Below are 17,377 nucleotides of genomic sequence, written 5' to 3' on the forward strand. Positions count from 1 at the left end.
TTGAATGTATATAATGCACTAGGAAAAGTATTAGGCAGTAAAGCATTAAAAGCTTCAAATGGAATTAGTCCTGCTATTACAAATGGTGCAATAGTAGTTGGCGCTACAGTTGCCGAGGCAATAAAGCTTAATGAAGCAGCTAAATTAGGTCCTATTACATCTGGAAGATTATCTGATATGACTGATGGTGTTGGCCTTTCTCCAGGATTAACTAAGATGCTTGAAGAACCAAAAGAAGACACTGAAAAAGAAGATAACACTATAAAAGATACAATCACAAATATGAAAGAAATATATGACAGTGTAAAAAATGCAGGTAAAAATTCTAAGGAAACAGGAAAAGTTACAAAGAAATCAGGCAAAAGCAAAGGAGAAGCACCTGAATCTATAAAAGAAACAGCTAAAAAATTAGCTGAAAAAAGCTTCAAGGGCAATGTTATGGATTCAGCTGTAAGTGGGGAAATAGTATTAGCACTGCATAAATTGAGGTGATTATAACATGGCAAATTATAAATTTTTTAAAGATATTGGCACTAAGTTTATTCGTGAAAATGGTGCTGATTTAATTATGAATTCAGCTAAAGAAGCATCAGATGATAATAAAAGTTTTATAAGGACTCTTGGGGACAATGTGGCAGAGACAGCTATATCAGAAATTGCAACTGGACTTTTTGGGGGAGAAGCAGTAGCTCTTGTTGAGGGAGCAGAAGTAGTAATGAAAGGCGTAGATAAAGTCTTTCAGTATGGAAGGGAAAAGGCTCAGCATGAAGCTTTAGCAGGTGCTGTAGCATCTGGACAGCTTGGTAATAAGCTTTTTAATTCTAGCGAAATTGCTGCAACTATGAGGCAGAGACAGCTTCAAAATATGAGTTCAGATATGCAAAAGAGTAAGGAATTTGGAAGTGAAGCAAGAAAAAGAGCTATGAAGATAGCTTACTAAGCCAAGAAAATTTTTATAGGCTTAAAAAAGGGGGGAGATATAGTGCATAAAGTATTAAAAGATGCTGTAGATTTATTAAAAATGCCAGATGGTACAAGAAGAAGGGCTGTTAATTCAATTATTAATAAAAAGTATTCTGAGTATGCAGGTGTTAATAAGCATGAATTTAATTCTGTACTTAAAAAAATGGGAAAGAGTAAAAATGATCTAACAAACTATGAAAATCTTGCAGTTAAGAAGCTTTTAAAGAATTCTAATCTAAGGGATATAACAAAAGAAGAGGTAAGTAACGCGTCTGAGCAGTTAAAAAAAGATATAGATATGCAGGCAAAGTTTAAAATTGGAACAGATTGGTTTAAAGAACCAGCTAAAACAATTCTAAGCTCTAATGCAACTCAAGCTGAGAAAAATCATGCTAAAAAGCAGCTTGCAATGAGAACATCCATAGCTGCAGTAGGGGCTATTGCAGCAGGACAAGTTATGCATGACTTAGACTCAGAAGATACACTTCTTGGACAGCTTGGTTATTCATCAAAAGATGCAATGAAGTTTGCAATAGACCGTATAGCCAAATTATAAATAATTATCTAAAAGAAAGGTCTTATGATTTTTATGGGAACTGAACAAGAAATTATAGCATATAAACCTGATTTAAATATATATGGAAAATCGGGCAAAATATCAGATAGTGGATATGCTTCTGGAAGTGATGATATTACTTATTCCAACGAAGGTAGTAATTCAAAAACTAGAAGTTTAAGGCTTTTTTTAAGTAATTCCCCATCTAGTACTGTTAATTCATTTCTATCTGCTATGGAAGATGTAAATGGTTATTTAAGAGCAATGGAGGGTGAGTTCACAGGCAATAAATATGAGGCAGATTATCTTGCTGCTAAGACAGAAGAGGAAATAAATAAGATTTTAGACAAGAATAAAGTCGATATAGACTTTGGCTCTGATAAGTTAGAAACCTATTCATATTTAAAGAAAATTTATGACCATATAAATAAGGTTTTAGATTTATACATTAAATGTGTTTTTGGAGATAATGTGAATCCATCTGATGCAGATGTCATAGTTAAAGAGTATTTGAGTAAGATTCAAGCTTTAGAATCAAATTATGAGTATGAAAAAGTAAATTATGCAAGTTTGTATTATGACACTTTAGCTTCTTATGCGTTAAGTGACTTTATTTCAGTACTTAGTACTACTTGCTACGATTTAAAAAGTATAAAGATAGCAGCAAAAGGAATTGATTTGGATACTGCAGCGAAAGGTTTAATAAAGAAAACTTTTAATAAAGAAACTGTTAGTTTGGATTCTTTAAATCAAAGTTTATCTAACTCCATAGATGATTTGCTTATTTCAATTAAGAATTTCTATCTGGAGAAACAAGAATTCTTATCTTATTTGGATACCTTCACTAAGATATATTCGTTTAAAGATGGTAAGACAGAGCTTGCAGAAATGAAAAATAGCTGCAAGGATACAATGGAAAAAAGATTTGATAACTTGGTTAAAGCTTACATGAATTATAACTTATTCTCTGGAGATGTATCTGTATCTGCTTTGAATAAGGCAAAATACAGAAGTTTTTTTCAATAAGTGATACAAAAATATACGATGGGCAGGTAATTAAATTACGTAAACCAAATGACATTGGAGGAATTAAAAATGGCAGTAAAAGCTAGAAGTAGAAAAAAACAAAATATTTTAAATTTAATAAATGACTCTAAAAAAATTGCATGTAGACATTGTGTTCTTTGTGGAAATTGTAATACACAACAGCAAAAAGAGAAAAGTGAAGAAATGGGAATCACAACATATTGCTCACTTACTCCTAATAAAGAAATGAGTAAAAAGGGCAAAAGTAAAAAGAAAAAACAATAATATCATAATTACAATTGGAAAAAAGCTGTAGGTATATTATTTATACAAATAATTATTTTTAATAATCAAGATATAAAGATTATTTTACGGCTGTAATATGATGAAATTTTGGATGCATTATAAGGAGTGATCTTATTGAGTGGTTCTTTTACTGCAAATTATAATGTCGGTGGTGACATAGATAAAGTAAAGAAAATCATTGCTTTAGAAGAAATAGAAAAACTAGACAATGTAGAGAATGTAGACAATATAAAAAATATAGACAACCTTCAAGATGTAGAAAATGTCAAGTATTTAAATGAAATAGGAAAAATAAGAGGTTTTGCTACAAAAACACAACCTTATAATTTCATGGAAGAATTTGAGATACCTGCACTTAAAGATAATTATACCTTTACAATGAACTTACCAAGTGTTGACTGTGAAATATTAGCCATAACACTGACTTGTAGTGGATATGGCGAAGATGATCATTATGATTTATTTTTTAATGATGTGCAGTGGTTTAAGGATTGGTATTGTTCAGAAGTAAAAGAAGGATTGTTCCTTGGTACATCAACATATGTTTATGCAGCACCAGCCAATTCAGCTATTAAGTTAATATTTAAAAATGATAGCGGAACTCAAAAGAAAATATGGCTAGGTGTACGTATGTTAGTTTAATAACATACTATTTTATATATAAAGATAGGAGAAAATAAAATGGACAACTCACTATTAAGTATGAACTTAGAAAAAAACTTTGTTTATCATGAAGTTTTAACTGATTCAGACAATGCTGTAAAGGATATAGCAAGACTATTAGCTTTAGGTACAGAATCAGAAGAAATTATTGATGCATCTGGCACATTAGTAAAGCCAGCTACTCCAATAATTGATAAGTGTTGGGAAGTAGTTTACCCAAAGGAAGATAGAACAAAGCATCCAGAAATAGAAGATTGGAATAATCTTCTTCCAGAAGAATATAAAAAGGTTACTGAAGACAAAATTTCTAAGATTACAGATACAGTAATCTTAAAAACTAAAACAATTCCAAAAGATATTAAGGTTAATAACTCTAGTGAAATTGGAGTTAACCAAGACTTAAATAAGAATAGCATAGAAATGTATCTTGAAATTTATATGCCTCCATACCTTTGTGATTCAGAATCTGAAGATCCAATTAAGCAAAGAACAGGATATGTTCCACAAGTAAATGATGTTAATGGTATTGCAAGTGGTAACACAAGAGTTGCTAGAAACTATCATCATTTATTTATGAGAATATTTGATAACATAAATGAAGCAGGAACTGCTCCAGCTGAAAATGTTATTGATTCAGTTACAAGAGATGTAATAAAGTGGAATTCAAGAAGTTCTTCATGGTCTAAACTTTCTTGGTATACTGACTTTGAAGATAAATTTAAAGCACCACTTCTTGGGCATTCAGAAAATGGAATGCAGTCAGGAACAGTAAGATTGCCAGTATTAGGCGGATTAACTTCAGAATCTAAAATTAAACTTTGGATTAATGTAAATGCTTCAAGATTTGCTTTAGGAGTTATGGGTTCACCAAACGTTGATTTTAGTGATAATAGATATTTAATTGGCTGTGCTTATGTAGGACAAATAGATAGTTTTGATTTTTCTATAAATGATACAGCAGGAAACTTTGGTTTATTCTGTACAAGCTCAACTTCTCCAGCAATGGGCAAGACAGAAGTAAAAACTAGAGCGTCTGTACCAGCAATTATAAGTGGTTCAACTGTAACTCCAGGATCTGGAGCAACTGGTTCAGGAACTAGATCAAATTTCCAAACTGGACTTAGAATTTTTAATCCTGGAACTGTATATGACTTAACAGCTATGGAAATTGCAAATGTTCCTTATGATTATAATAATGTTGATGGAGGAGTATATTGGGGTACAAGATATATAGATACAAGTACAGTAAAATTATATTGTACATTTGATGCTGCACCATCAATTATTACTTATACAAATGCTGCAGGATCCGCTGTAAGAAGAAGTATAGGATGTCCAGGAACAGTAGCAATTACTCCATCAAGTATAGAAGTAGATCCTAATAATAGACATAGAGTTAAGATAAATTTAACTTTAGAAGATTTACTTAAAGCTTTCATAGGAGATGCAGAAACAAAATTAGCTATGGCAGGCAAAGGAATAAGCTTTTTATATGTTTACTATAATGGATATGCTAATAGTGTTTATAATGAAGCTGTAGCTACATTAAATATTCAATATAATTTCTCTTACTATACAGAATATACAGTACAAACTGGTGGTGTTAAGAGAGATAAATTCGGTAATCCAGTTGCAGCTATATTAGATACTACTTATGGTAAAAATACAGCTAATGGTATTACAGACTTTGCTATGTATGCAACATTTACAAAGGATTATTTCCAAAGACATTTCTTAATGTTTGCTTCTACTGAAGAATATATGCAAAAAGAATTATATGGTAAGTCATCATATACAGGAGAATATTTTGCTGACAGAATTAAAATTGTTCATAGTTCAGAAGGTCCAAGAGGAATTCTTTCTGGAATGATTACAATAGATACTTCAAGTCTTTATCCTTTCGATGAACTTATTGTTAATAAAGATTTTGAAAAATATCAAGATAAACCAGAAGAATTATATGTATATCTTCCTATTACAGCACCATATTGTCCATTTGCTAATTCACCAAATGGAAGACATGGTATTGGTATCCTTAAAGATATAAGATATCCAATTCCAGTAACAGATGAGGAAATCGTAAGATTTGCTGTTAATGAAATTGCTAGAAAATATAGTGATTTAGGTTACATTACAGAAGATATTAAATTAATTTCATCTAGTAAATATGGAGCAAAAATTACATGGAAATCTACTGATGCTACATTAATAGAAATACCAGAGTCTAAGGATCCAGCATATATTAATATAGCAAAAGTTCATAGACCTGACTTTGATCCTAAAAAAGATAATCCTAAAGTAACACTTACAGCTGTAGTTACTCATGGATCAGTAACTAAGGAATATGATCTTGCTCTTATAGTTAAAATGCTTGGTGTCAGCGATTCTCAATCTATAATTTGGGATTTAAATGATTTAGTACTTCCAAAGGAAGCTACAGACAATATAATCCTACCTACAAAGGGAAAAAATGGTTGTGATATTAAATGGGATACAGATAATGCAGCTGTTATTGCTATTGACGGTACTGTTACAAGACCAGATGTTGGTAAAGGGGATGTGATTGTAACACTTACTGCTACAGTTACAAAAGGAAAAGAAAGTCCACAACCAAAGAAATTCCAAGTTACAGTAAAGAATTGGACAGAAGACGAAGAATTACAACAAGCATATGATTTAGTTTCTTGGGATTTAATTAAAGGAAAAAATACTAATTCACAAGCGATTACTTATGATTTAGAATTATCAACTCAAGTTGGTACTAGAGGAGTAACAGCTGAATGGATACTTGTTTCAAGTTCGGCAGATAATGGAAGTAAAAATGGTAAGATTGATATTACAACTGGTATTATTACTAGACCTACTTATACTCAAGGTCAAGTTACTTTCCAAATTAGCTGTAAATTAACTAAATCAGGTAAAACAGAGACAAAACTATTACCTCCATTCATTATGGCACCATTGGATATTACAGATGCCGAAATTGCTCAGTATGCTAAAAACATACTTGAACTTACACCATACTTAGGTGATAATGTTTCACCAACAAAGATAACTACTGCCATGAATTTACCAATTAAATCAACTGATTCAAATGCATCAAGAGCTATTATTACATGGAGCTTAGTAGACGTTGATCATAAAGATTTACAATCAAGTATATATATAACACTTACAAATACAGCTGATAACTGTGCTGTTCAAATATCTAGACCTTCAAATAAAGATGGAAATAAATCAATAGGATTAAAGGCAGTTATATCAGTTATAAGCAGTGATGGAAAAACATATGTTGATCCTAATCCAAAATACTTTGATATTATAATTCTTGCATCTTAATGAGGTAGCATAATTGGAACGTTTAATTACAATGAAATATAATACATCTATATCTCATGGTATTGAATTTAACTTAGGGAATGGCGAATACCATTCCCTTAGTTTTTCTACATTGCCAGATAGATTGGAGTTATTTGTAAGCAAAGAATATCTGTTTATGCAATTATATAAAGATTCAAGCTTTAATAATTCTTATATTAGTTTTAAACGAAAAAATCAAAGTATGCTTAGTTCTGAAAATAAGGAACTTTTTAAGAAAGATAAATTTCTTGATGTAAGAAATGAAAATTTTCCACTGATAAAGTCAAGGCGAAATACTGAAAGAAAGTATGTAGGCATTTCATTTTATGTAACAAATCTTCATGAAACAGAAAGTCTTGATACAACTTTTCATATTGATATTCCAAATCACATTAGAAGGCTTTACCGTTTTGATGAAATTTTTGCTTTTCAAGAATATATAAATCTTCATAGTATTGAAGAAGCAAAGAAAATAGAATATATCCCTAGCAATATTTTTAAATTTGATCCAATAAAAATCAAAGACAAGTATGAAAATAAATATCCAGCAAATATGAATAAAGATGTATTGTTTAAAACAAATAAACCTAACTTAAATAAAAAATTAACTGAAACTTTTATTAATTTCAATATTCCAGAAATATTTAAGATGGATGATATTAAAGGCTCTTTGAGAAATAAGAAGTTGTATTATGACACTATGAATTATTTTCTTTGGAATAAACATCCAGATATATTGATTAATCCTTTATTATTGGCTAAAAACGGATTGAATAAAAATATTTATATTAATCCTTTGCTATTAGTTAAAAACGGGCTAAATAATAATATTTATATTAATCCTTTATTGGAAGTTAAAAATGGAATGAATAATAAGGTTCATGTTAATAATGAATGGTCATTACTTGGACATAATTCAAATGAGCTTCATTATATAGAGGAATATATTGGTTTTCATGTAGATATTGGGTCTAAGAAACTTATTATGGACGAGTATATTCAAGGAGAAATTAATGATAAAAACTTTAATTACTCAAATTCTGCTGATATAAGCTTAGGAATTAATGACTTCAAAATTAATTATGACGGAAATATTATCAGTAGTAAATTGGATAATAGTGAAGTATATATAGATAATTTTTGGACTTGGGCTTATGTTGAAGATAATAAAATTGAACTGAATAAATATTTAATGAGTGCAAATAAAGATTATTCTAGAGGATTTGAAACTGATAGTATTTATTTATTAAAGTCTTATGACAATTTAAATCTAACAAAAACTGATAAATTTTTATTTAGAATTAAAAATAAACTATCTAAGGTAATAGATCCATTATTTATATTTAAAGATAATCATCAAATATACTCTGATTCTTATATATCTTTATGGAGACCTAAAGATGAATTGAAAATTGATTCTTTATATGAGTTTGCTAAAAGGATAATTAATAAAGTTGACGTGCATGACGAGATGCTTCAGTTAGAGCATGCTTTTGAAAGAAATATATTTACTGAGAATAGTATTAGTTTAAACCTATATAATAAAGGAATTAACTTTTATAATACAGGCACTCTTTTAGGTAAAAATTCTGATGGAATACAAATGGACGATGTATTTAGCATCAATAGAATTACTGAAGCCATAAGAGTTAATGAAGGTGACATGCAGCTTGGTAAAGCTTTTGAAGGAATAGATCTTTATAAGTATTATATTACTTTTAACAAAGGATCTAAGGGAATTACTGAAGAAGATCCAGTGTTTATTGATAAGATGCAGAAAAGTATTTTTATTCATGAGGATACCTTTGCTATAGATAAAGGACCTGAACCAATTTTCATCACCTATGAGGACATATGGATAAATAAGAATGGATATAATTTATCTGCAGCTGATGATTATACTTGCGTTAAAAAAGATGGCTATGCTTCATCCATAAATGATAAGTATACCTGGATTAAAAAGAATGGACAGGCTTCATACTTAAATGACGAGTATATTTTGATTAAAAAGAATGGCTACGCTTTATCCGTGAATGATGGTTATACTTGGATTAAAAAGGATGGATATGCCTCATCCATGAATGATTATTATACTTGGGTTAAAAAAGATGGATATGCTTCATCCATGAATGATAAGTATACTTGGATTAAAAAGGATGGATACGCTTCATCAATAAATGATGGTTATAGTTGGATTAAAAAGAGTGGATATAATTCATTTATTTCTCCTGAAAATAAATTTGTAGCTAAAAATAAGAAAGGCATTTATGTTAATTCTTATATATTAAATGTAAATAAAGATTCTAGAGGCATTTATTTTGATAAAAACATACAAATATATAGAACTTCCAAAGGAATTGGCTTTGATGACAAAATAATTTCTATAGATAAAAATGCAAAGAAAATTAGAATTGGTGAGAAGCTTTCAAAGATAGGGGAGCAAATATTAATATCTAAAAATAGTCATGGAATACAATACGATTCGTTTTTATCTGTATGGAAAGAAGGACATGGAACACAGGTTAATTCCTTTTATGAGTTTGCTACAAGGATAGGTAAGAAAGTCAATGTGTATAATGAGATGATTCAATTAGATCATGCTTATGAAAGACCTATATTTATTGACCCAAATATTAGTTTAAATCTATATGATAAAGGAATTAATTTTTATGATACAGGCAGTCTTTTAGCTAAAAATTATAAGGGAATACGAATGGACGAAGTATTTAATATAAATAAGAATGCTGAAGCCATAAGGATAAATGAAGGAGATATACATTTAGGGAAAGCTTTTGAAGGAATAGATCTTTATAATTATTATATTAATTTTAATAAAGCACCTAAGGGAATCACAGAAGAAGATGCAGTGTTCATTGATAAGGGGTCAGAAGGTGTATTCCTTCATAAGGATACCTTTGTTATAGATAAAGGGGCAGAGGCAATTTTTCTTATAAATGAGGATACATGGATAAACAAGAACAGACATGATTCATCTATGATTTATGATTACACTTGGATACGCAAAAATATGCACGATTCATCCATGATTTATGAATATACTTGGGTAAATAAAAATATGCATGATTCCTCTATGGTTTATGAGTACACATGGATAAGCAAAAATATGCATTATTCTTCCATCGTTTATGAGTATCCTTGGATTAAAAAAAGTGGATATGCTTCAGTTATAACAAATGAAAATCAATTTGTAGCTAAAAGTGGAAAAGGCATTTATGTTAATTTTTATATCTTGAATGTAGATAAATATTCCAGAGGCATATATTTTGATAAAAATATACACATAAATAGGAATTCAAAAGGAATTGGCTTTGATGACAAAATAATTTCTATTGATAAAAATGCAAAGGAAATAGGAATCGAAGAAAATTTCTCTATATCACATCATGGTTTACCGATTAATATAGATGAAAATAAACTTACAGTTTATTATGATTCAAAAAAAGCTGTAATTGAGAAAATTGAATTTGTAGATATAGATTCCAAGGCAATAGACTTATTTAAACAAATGTCAATTGAGTATTATAGCAAGGGAATTTTTATTGAAGAAGAAATTAAATTCGAAAATCAGTGTAGAGAAATTTGGTTTGATGATTATTGCAAATACTTTGGCCTTACAAAAGAAGAAGGCGGAGTCTATACTGATTCTGATATTAGATTAAAAAATGCCATAAAGCATGGAAACCTTGATTATCAAGGAGAAAATCTCACAAAGAAGAAAAAGGATACTTATCTTCCCGATGAGTTTAATTTTTTAGATGTTATTCACATTCCAGATCCAGATCCAGATAAGCCTCCAGTTATAATGACTGGAAATATAGATGAACTTATCTTGCCACACAAAGATTATAAATATAGCAATTTTATTAAGAAATTAATAAAGGCTGATGGAAGCTTAGATTGGACATATGTTAAAAACTATGATTCAGCCACTGGAGAATATACTGTATCAATACCTATGGAAAATCCTATAGAAATATATGCAGATATAGGAAGAGATTACATAGACGTTGATGTAGCTATACTTGAAATAGTAATATTTTTAGTCCAAAAAGTATGGAGAGATAACATGTATAAATATATAGCTTTTTCAGCTCATGATTCATTAAAGCATATTATGGTTGAAGTAGATAATCTGCTTATAGATTATGGCCTAGATAAGCAGCAGAGAAAAGAAGCTGTAAGATGCATGCAACTATTTAGATGGTATGCAGAAATGGCTGTTTTAAATAATTGTGAATATATATTAAAATTCGATACAGCAAAGATTAGTGTTGACTATTATAACAAGGATCTTGGAGATTTTAAGGATATAATAGCTTTCGATAATATGGAGATTACTGATAATTATATTATTGAGCCAATTGATGCAAGAAAAAAATGTGGCATAACATTTAAAAATAATAATATAAATCCAGGTTTACCACTTAATTTATCATTTAGACTATACAATATAAACACTTCCAGCAGTATATCAATAATAGATAGGGATGGCGATAGCAGAATTAAAACATATACTCAAGGAATTCATGATATTACTGAAGAACTTGAAAATAAAGTTGAAGTAAATTATGTCCCTAGTGAAAAGTATCAAAGCATTAATATTGCCAATATCGTTATTGATAATAAGAGCATAAGAGGATTTACCGTTAAATATAAAGGTAAGTTTGGAGAAACTAATGCTGTTATGCAGGAATTATTAGACAGCATGTTAGTAATAGGCGAGGCATCAGATATACTTAAAGAAAAGCTTAAAGATGTATCCCCTGTTACTGTTGCTATAAGTACAATGGTGAAATATTTTGATTTACACCATGAAAATAAGCTAAAAGGAAAAAGGCTTATAACTAAAAAATAATATGAGGTGAAAGAAAATGGTTAAATATCAAGTACAATTTAAACCCATTAATCCCGTAACTAAGAAGCCAGTTACAAATACAACATTAGATGACTGGACTGGAGCTGCTACATCTTCAACAGGTGGCTATAACACAAATTATGATATGGCATTAATGTTTATAAAGCCACTTAATTCAACAGGAACAATTGTTCCAACAGATTTCAAAAAAATTGACGGTGACGTATGGGCCGTATATGCAGTAAAAGAATCTATAAAAGCAGCAATGAAGACAGCAAAACAACTTATTCAAACATATGGAATTGAAAATGTTCAAATATGCAAAGTAGTTCAAGCTAATGTTGATATAATCTTCGAGGAAGAAGAATAATTGGCTAATATAACAAAATCTTCTTCTGGTTTATTATTTAAAGAAGAAGCATGGACAGATCTCTCTTTACTTTGGGAGCTGTCTCCAAATGATCCTAGTAGAGTTGTTTTAAGTGACAACTCTATCTCTTTATTACCGGGAGAACAAAGGCTTGAACTACTTATATATGCTCCTAAAGATAGAGGATATGTTATGCAGAGTGAAATAGAATATAGCCCAGTGTCAGCGACGGAAGCCGCTGGAAATACTCTACGGTCTGAAACAGAAAATTATATTGATTTGGAAATTCGTGGAGATGATGAGAAGCTTTGCAGTTATACAAAAATAATAGTTAATGATGATTCAGTACTTGATGCGAAATGTTCAAAAGATGGTTCAAAGTGGCTTTATTATGGGAATACAAAAATGGTAGATATGAATAGAATAGGCTACTATATTGGCGAAGGTACTAAAGCAGCTCCATTTAATATAAAAAAATGTGTAATGTACAAAGATAATAATGTACTAATAAATAATTTTGATAGAACTAATAAATTAAAGCTCTTTGATGTTAATGGTGTTGAAATTACTGATAAATTTGTAGTAAAAAAGAAAAATACACAAATGATCATAGATGGAACAAATCTAATATTCCCAATAGATTATTTAAAAGTTCAAAGCTGTGACAGAAAAACTGGTGAAGTCTATTATGAAGGTGAAATGAGAGACATATATGGTGGAGATATTTATGAATATGCTTATGAAGTAGAGTTCTTTATAGATAATGTAATGCTTACTGACACTGTATATGATTTAGGAACTATCAATAAGGATAAAATATTCAATCTTAAAATATCTAATAAAGAAGCCTACCCATTAAAAGATAAAGATTTAAAGGTATCATATTACTCTGTATATAATCCAGGTTATAAATTAGCACAATTAGCAGAAGAAGACAGCGACGTATTTAGTTCTAAGTTAACTGTAACTCTTGAAGCAGGGGAAACTAAGAGTTTTAAATTAAAAACCATAAAGGATGCTAATATTACTAACTTAGAAGATGAATACAAGTTCAGTATCATAATAGAATAGGAGGTAATGTTAAGTGTCAATAAAACTTATAGTAAAAGGTTATAAGACTCATTATAATGATCACTTCCTCCTAGAAGGATTAGATAAACCTAATCAACATCCAATATCAGCTATAATAGGACTTCAAGATGCATTAGATAGTAAATATATAAAGCCAATAGGTGGAATTCCTGGATCTGATTTAGCTGAGAAATATGTATCTCAAAGTGCATTAGATAATCAATCAGCAGTAATGCAGTCTTTATATGCAACTTGTAGGATTTTAATAGATAAAAATACAGACAATATATCTATAAATACCGCAGATATTAAGGTCAATGAAAATAATATATCTAAAATTAACATAGAATTAAATGAAATAAGCAATAGATTAAATAAGGTTCCAGACAAGGATACTATTTTTAATGGAAGCAGCTCTATTCATCAGGAAAAATTTGTGGCTACAGATGATAATAAAGTATTTAAAGCTTCTATATTAGATACAGATTTAAGAGTGATAACACCAACCATAATTAAAGATAATGTATTGTATAAAGGAAATTATACTGTTGATTATCCAAATGATACAACTTTAGAAATAAAGTTTGAGGAAAATGGAACCTATTTAATTAACTATATTTCAGGGCCAGTTAGTGAAAGTGAATATGAGGTTATTTTAAATTATTTAAAAATCCTTGAAGATAGGATGCTTAAATATAGTTCTGGAAGCGTAGTAAAACCTGCTCATAATGTGCAATATGTTTATGATGAAACTAGCGGAAATATATTGCAAGAAATATATACAGGAAATATTAATAAAACTGTTAAATATGAGTACGATGGAAATGGCAATATATCTAAAAAAACAGTTATTCAGGATGATACTATTAAAACTGCAACTTATTCCTATGATGATAAGAGTAATCTTATAGGTATTGATGATACAGGAACTGACATTCCAATAGATGGGACAAGAGCTAAAAGCTTTACTTGTACTTTAACTTATGATGAAAATAGTAATATTATAAAGGAAGTTTATGCAGGTGACATAAATAAAACAGTTGAATATACCTACAATAGCTATTCAGATGTCTTAACAAAAACTGTTACAGAAGATGGTACAACTAAAAGTGCAAAGTATATTTATGATGAAAATAGAAAGCTTATAAATATAATTGATAATGGTACTGAAGCTGTAGCAATCGTTTTTTCAGATTCAAATGGGTCTGGTTCAAATACTGGCGGAAATTCAGGAGAAGGATCCAGTGATTTTGAGCCAATTGCAAAAGCAGATATTGATTTAATATTTAATACGATTTTTAAGGAGCTGGTATAAAGAATGAGTGGATTCAATGTAGAAACCTATGAAATATTCAGAAAGAAAAATAGTATAGCTAATGAGGGAAACTATGATAATCTGTCAAATAGAGTAGCAGTATTAGAAAATAACTTAATGAGCATAAACAGCACCTTTACTTATGATTTTGATAATGATGACTACATAGATTTATATAAATCTACTGTAACTATGACTTCAAATGGCATTATACCAAAGCAGTATTTAAATAAAACCTTCATAAATTTTAATGAAGATGATGATTATGTAGATTATGATAATTCTACTCATATCAATTGGGATCAAATAAAAAAGGAAATTGCTATTGATGATGATTCCACATTAACAGGTACCTTAATGTTAAAAGAAATTAATGTTAATAGTGCTGTAGGAATGAAGTTTGATTGTGATTACAAGAATAAAGATACAATTTCAGCATTGCTGCCACAGGATTTAATAAATGGAAACCTATGGTTTGTTTCTGAAGTAGATAACTATGGAAGGTTATGGGTATTAAGCTGTCAGCAATTTGATTATGGTACAGCTAATAATATAAATTTTGTTATTTACAACAAAGATATGTCAGTTTATAAAAGTTATACATTGCCTAACAAAGCCTTGTTTAATGACAATGATACAGCAGCACAATATCCTGTATTTAATTCAGCAAGAATTAAGTTTACAGATGAAAATGTTGCTGTAGTTGTAACAAGAACTATACCAACTTTTAAAGATGGTGGACATGTTGAACAAAATAGTAATGCAACCTTTACTGATTATGTTACTTTATTAAATGAGATTGGTAATTATAATAAATTGGGTTCTTATTCCGGATACTATATATATAATGCGTCTCAATATATACATGTTCTTTGTGGAAGTACGCCTGCAGAAATAGAGCTTGGAAAAGATTTTATTTTTGTAATGCCGGGTTCTTATAAGTGTTATATGAGTGATAATGCAAGCTATTTAAATTACAGAAATAGAAATTTTATTGGATATGAAATAACAGGTTCTTTAACGGATTTGACAAATGTAAGATTAATTAAAAATGCTTTTAAAAATTCATTTCCTAGAATTACAGGTTGGGAACCTGGTGGATCAAGATACACAGTTTTTAGAAATTCAAATGTAGTTTATGTTAATGACTTTTTTCATACTTTTGGTGCAAGTAAGGAGCTTATGGGATCACCTTCTTGTACTGACGCAAACATTTCCAATTCTATAAATCAAATTTATTCCCTTCAATGTGGTATAAATACAGAAACCAAGTCTTTCAGTTGTGAAACTTTAGCAACTGATATGAATTTTGTTCCTCTTTCTTGTACAAGCAATGATGTAGTAACTTACAGTCATAATGGCTTTAATGGTATTTATTATGCTTCTAATGGAAGGCTGTATATATTTGGAAACAGTCCTTTAAACAGTAAAGATGGTTTATTAAATTGCTATACTGTTGATTGGAGTAGCAGAAAAAAAGGAAGTTTGGTTGTAAATAATGTATTTTCAAAGAAAGTGCAGCTAGAAACCTGTAGTTTTGCCGAAAGTGAATTTAATGTTTATGATAACCTGCCAAATAGTAATTCCTCAACCTTTATGAAAATTATAGAGCATAAGAATAAACTTCATTTATTCTTTATGGCTCCACAATCAGATACCATTAGAAGATTATGTTTAAAATATATGAGCTTTGACTATGATTTAACCCTTATAGCTGAGGAAACTATTATTTATGCACAGGAAAGCGATAGTAAAAAATTACAAGATTTTAATGTATCAATATTTAATGATGAACTTTTGGTGTTGTATTCAGTTGGAGATAGAACTGATCCTAGAGAAAATAATCAATACAGTCAGCTTTATGCTGTAAAAATAGGTTACGTAACTTCAACTGTTAAATTTTATTATTTAGATGATGCAAAAAGAGTATGGACAAACATAAACAGCGGGGATGAAGTTAAGTTTGTAAGTCCAGTATCTGAAGTTTATATGAAAGCTGTTTTAGAATCTGACACTTATGATTGCTCTCCAACAATAAATAATATAACAATACAAACCTGGAATAATAATAATGGTGTATCAAGACAATCAGAGTATTATTCAAAGAGAATTGAAGAAGTTCAAGATGATGGTAAAGGTGTCTTGAGTGCAGATTATGAAGCAAATGATGGAGTTATAGATTGGTTTGTAAGCTATGATGGAGGACAAATTTATAATAAGATAAATTTAAATGAAGAATTTGTATTTACCCATTTAGATGCACCAGATTTCAGAGTTAAAGCAGTAATGAGCGTTACAGATAATGCTAAAAAGCTGCCTATTATTCATAGTTATACATTAAAGACAAATTCTTTAGTCTTACATTCAGATTTAGAGGAAATACAAATAAATTTAATAAAGACAAATTTCAAAATAGATACTTATACAAGGGCATCTAAAAATGGATTAATGAAAATGACCATAGATACTTTATCAGATGAAAACTTTATTGATCAGAAAAATAGTAAATATACTTTCTATAATTCTTATGGATATGCAGGTGGAAATTATCTTCAAACAAAGCCAGAGGAAGTAAATGAAAAAGTAAGGAGCATATTATTATCAGTTGATGAAATATGCGAAAATCCTAATAGCAAAATAATTTATTATGCATCAGCAGATGGTGGACTAAACTTTAAAGAAATAAAACCAAATGTTAAAACTCAGCTTACAAATGTAAATACAGAGAAGGATCAAATTGTTATGAAAGCTGTATTTTATGAAGGTGCTAAATTAAATGCATGGGGATGGGCATGGGATTAAAACATATTAAAGAAATCCTAATAGTATTCTTGCTAAATTTAAGAAGAAATCAATGGAAGGGGGGAAGGA

General features: G+C 29.5%; 12 protein-coding genes. All 12 read left to right on the forward strand.

Features of this window, described 5'->3' with window-relative positions; genetic code table 11:
* The 12 genes from CSPA_RS28465 to CSPA_RS28520 all read left to right on the forward strand — a co-directional run bounded on the left by CSPA_RS28465 (window position 1) and on the right by CSPA_RS28520 (window position 17,308).
* Complete coding sequence (locus CSPA_RS28465; RefSeq protein WP_015395877.1) at window positions 1–492, forward strand: hypothetical protein; 492 nt, start codon at window positions 1–3, stop codon at window positions 490–492.
* 7 nt (window positions 493–499) lie between these two features.
* A complete protein-coding gene (locus CSPA_RS28470; RefSeq protein ID WP_015395878.1) occupies window positions 500–940 on the forward strand; it encodes a hypothetical protein in 441 nt (146 codons plus the stop codon).
* A gap of 42 nt (window positions 941–982) precedes the next feature.
* Window positions 983–1,519 carry a hypothetical protein gene (locus tag CSPA_RS28475; RefSeq protein WP_015395879.1) on the forward strand — a complete coding sequence of 179 codons (537 nt, stop codon included), beginning with the start codon at window positions 983–985 and terminating at the stop codon, window positions 1,517–1,519.
* Window positions 1,520–1,552: 33 nt separating this feature from the next.
* Window positions 1,553–2,545 (forward strand): hypothetical protein, encoded by a 993-nt coding sequence (locus tag CSPA_RS28480; RefSeq protein ID WP_015395880.1) that lies wholly within the window; start codon window positions 1,553–1,555, stop codon window positions 2,543–2,545.
* A 69-nt stretch (window positions 2,546–2,614) separates the two neighbouring features.
* A complete protein-coding gene (locus CSPA_RS28485) occupies window positions 2,615–2,830 on the forward strand; it encodes a hypothetical protein (RefSeq protein WP_015395881.1) in 216 nt (71 codons plus the stop codon).
* A 126-nt stretch (window positions 2,831–2,956) separates the two neighbouring features.
* Window positions 2,957–3,493, forward strand: coding sequence for a hypothetical protein (locus CSPA_RS28490; protein ID WP_242838594.1), 537 nt, complete (start codon window positions 2,957–2,959; stop codon window positions 3,491–3,493).
* Window positions 3,494–3,532: 39 nt separating this feature from the next.
* Window positions 3,533–6,853, forward strand: coding sequence for an immunoglobulin-like domain-containing protein (locus tag CSPA_RS28495; protein ID WP_015395883.1), 3,321 nt, complete (start codon window positions 3,533–3,535; stop codon window positions 6,851–6,853).
* 13 nt (window positions 6,854–6,866) lie between these two features.
* Window positions 6,867–11,750: a hypothetical protein gene (locus CSPA_RS28500; protein ID WP_015395884.1), complete on the forward strand. Its 4,884-nt coding sequence runs from the start codon at window positions 6,867–6,869 to the stop codon at window positions 11,748–11,750.
* Between the two features lie 16 nt (window positions 11,751–11,766).
* On the forward strand, window positions 11,767–12,120 hold the full coding sequence (locus CSPA_RS28505) for a hypothetical protein (protein ID WP_015395885.1): 354 nt from the start codon (window positions 11,767–11,769) through the stop codon (window positions 12,118–12,120).
* Window positions 12,121–13,191 (forward strand): hypothetical protein, encoded by a 1,071-nt coding sequence (locus tag CSPA_RS28510; RefSeq protein WP_015395886.1) that lies wholly within the window; start codon window positions 12,121–12,123, stop codon window positions 13,189–13,191. It abuts the gene before it with no gap.
* Window positions 13,192–13,204: 13 nt separating this feature from the next.
* A complete protein-coding gene (locus CSPA_RS28515) occupies window positions 13,205–14,506 on the forward strand; it encodes a hypothetical protein (protein ID WP_015395887.1) in 1,302 nt (433 codons plus the stop codon).
* 3 nt (window positions 14,507–14,509) lie between these two features.
* A complete protein-coding gene (locus tag CSPA_RS28520) occupies window positions 14,510–17,308 on the forward strand; it encodes a hypothetical protein (RefSeq protein ID WP_015395888.1) in 2,799 nt (932 codons plus the stop codon).
* Window positions 17,309–17,377 lie beyond the last annotated feature (69 nt).

The organism is Clostridium saccharoperbutylacetonicum N1-4(HMT) (genome assembly GCF_000340885.1).
Lineage (GTDB): Bacteria > Bacillota > Clostridia > Clostridiales > Clostridiaceae > Clostridium > Clostridium saccharoperbutylacetonicum.

What these genes read in the sequence shown, in the direction of transcription:
- CSPA_RS28480 (WP_015395880.1), top strand. Translation starts at nt 1,553, where the DNA reads ATGGGAACTGAACAAGAAATTATAGCATATAAACCTGATTTAAATATA.
- CSPA_RS28520 (WP_015395888.1), top strand. Translation starts at nt 14,510, where the DNA reads ATGAGTGGATTCAATGTAGAAACCTATGAAATATTCAGAAAGAAAAAT.
- CSPA_RS28485 (WP_015395881.1), top strand. Translation starts at nt 2,615, where the DNA reads ATGGCAGTAAAAGCTAGAAGTAGAAAAAAACAAAATATTTTAAATTTA.
- CSPA_RS28505 (WP_015395885.1), top strand. Translation starts at nt 11,767, where the DNA reads ATGGTTAAATATCAAGTACAATTTAAACCCATTAATCCCGTAACTAAG.
- CSPA_RS28470 (WP_015395878.1), top strand. Translation starts at nt 500, where the DNA reads ATGGCAAATTATAAATTTTTTAAAGATATTGGCACTAAGTTTATTCGT.
- CSPA_RS28495 (WP_015395883.1), top strand. Translation starts at nt 3,533, where the DNA reads ATGGACAACTCACTATTAAGTATGAACTTAGAAAAAAACTTTGTTTAT.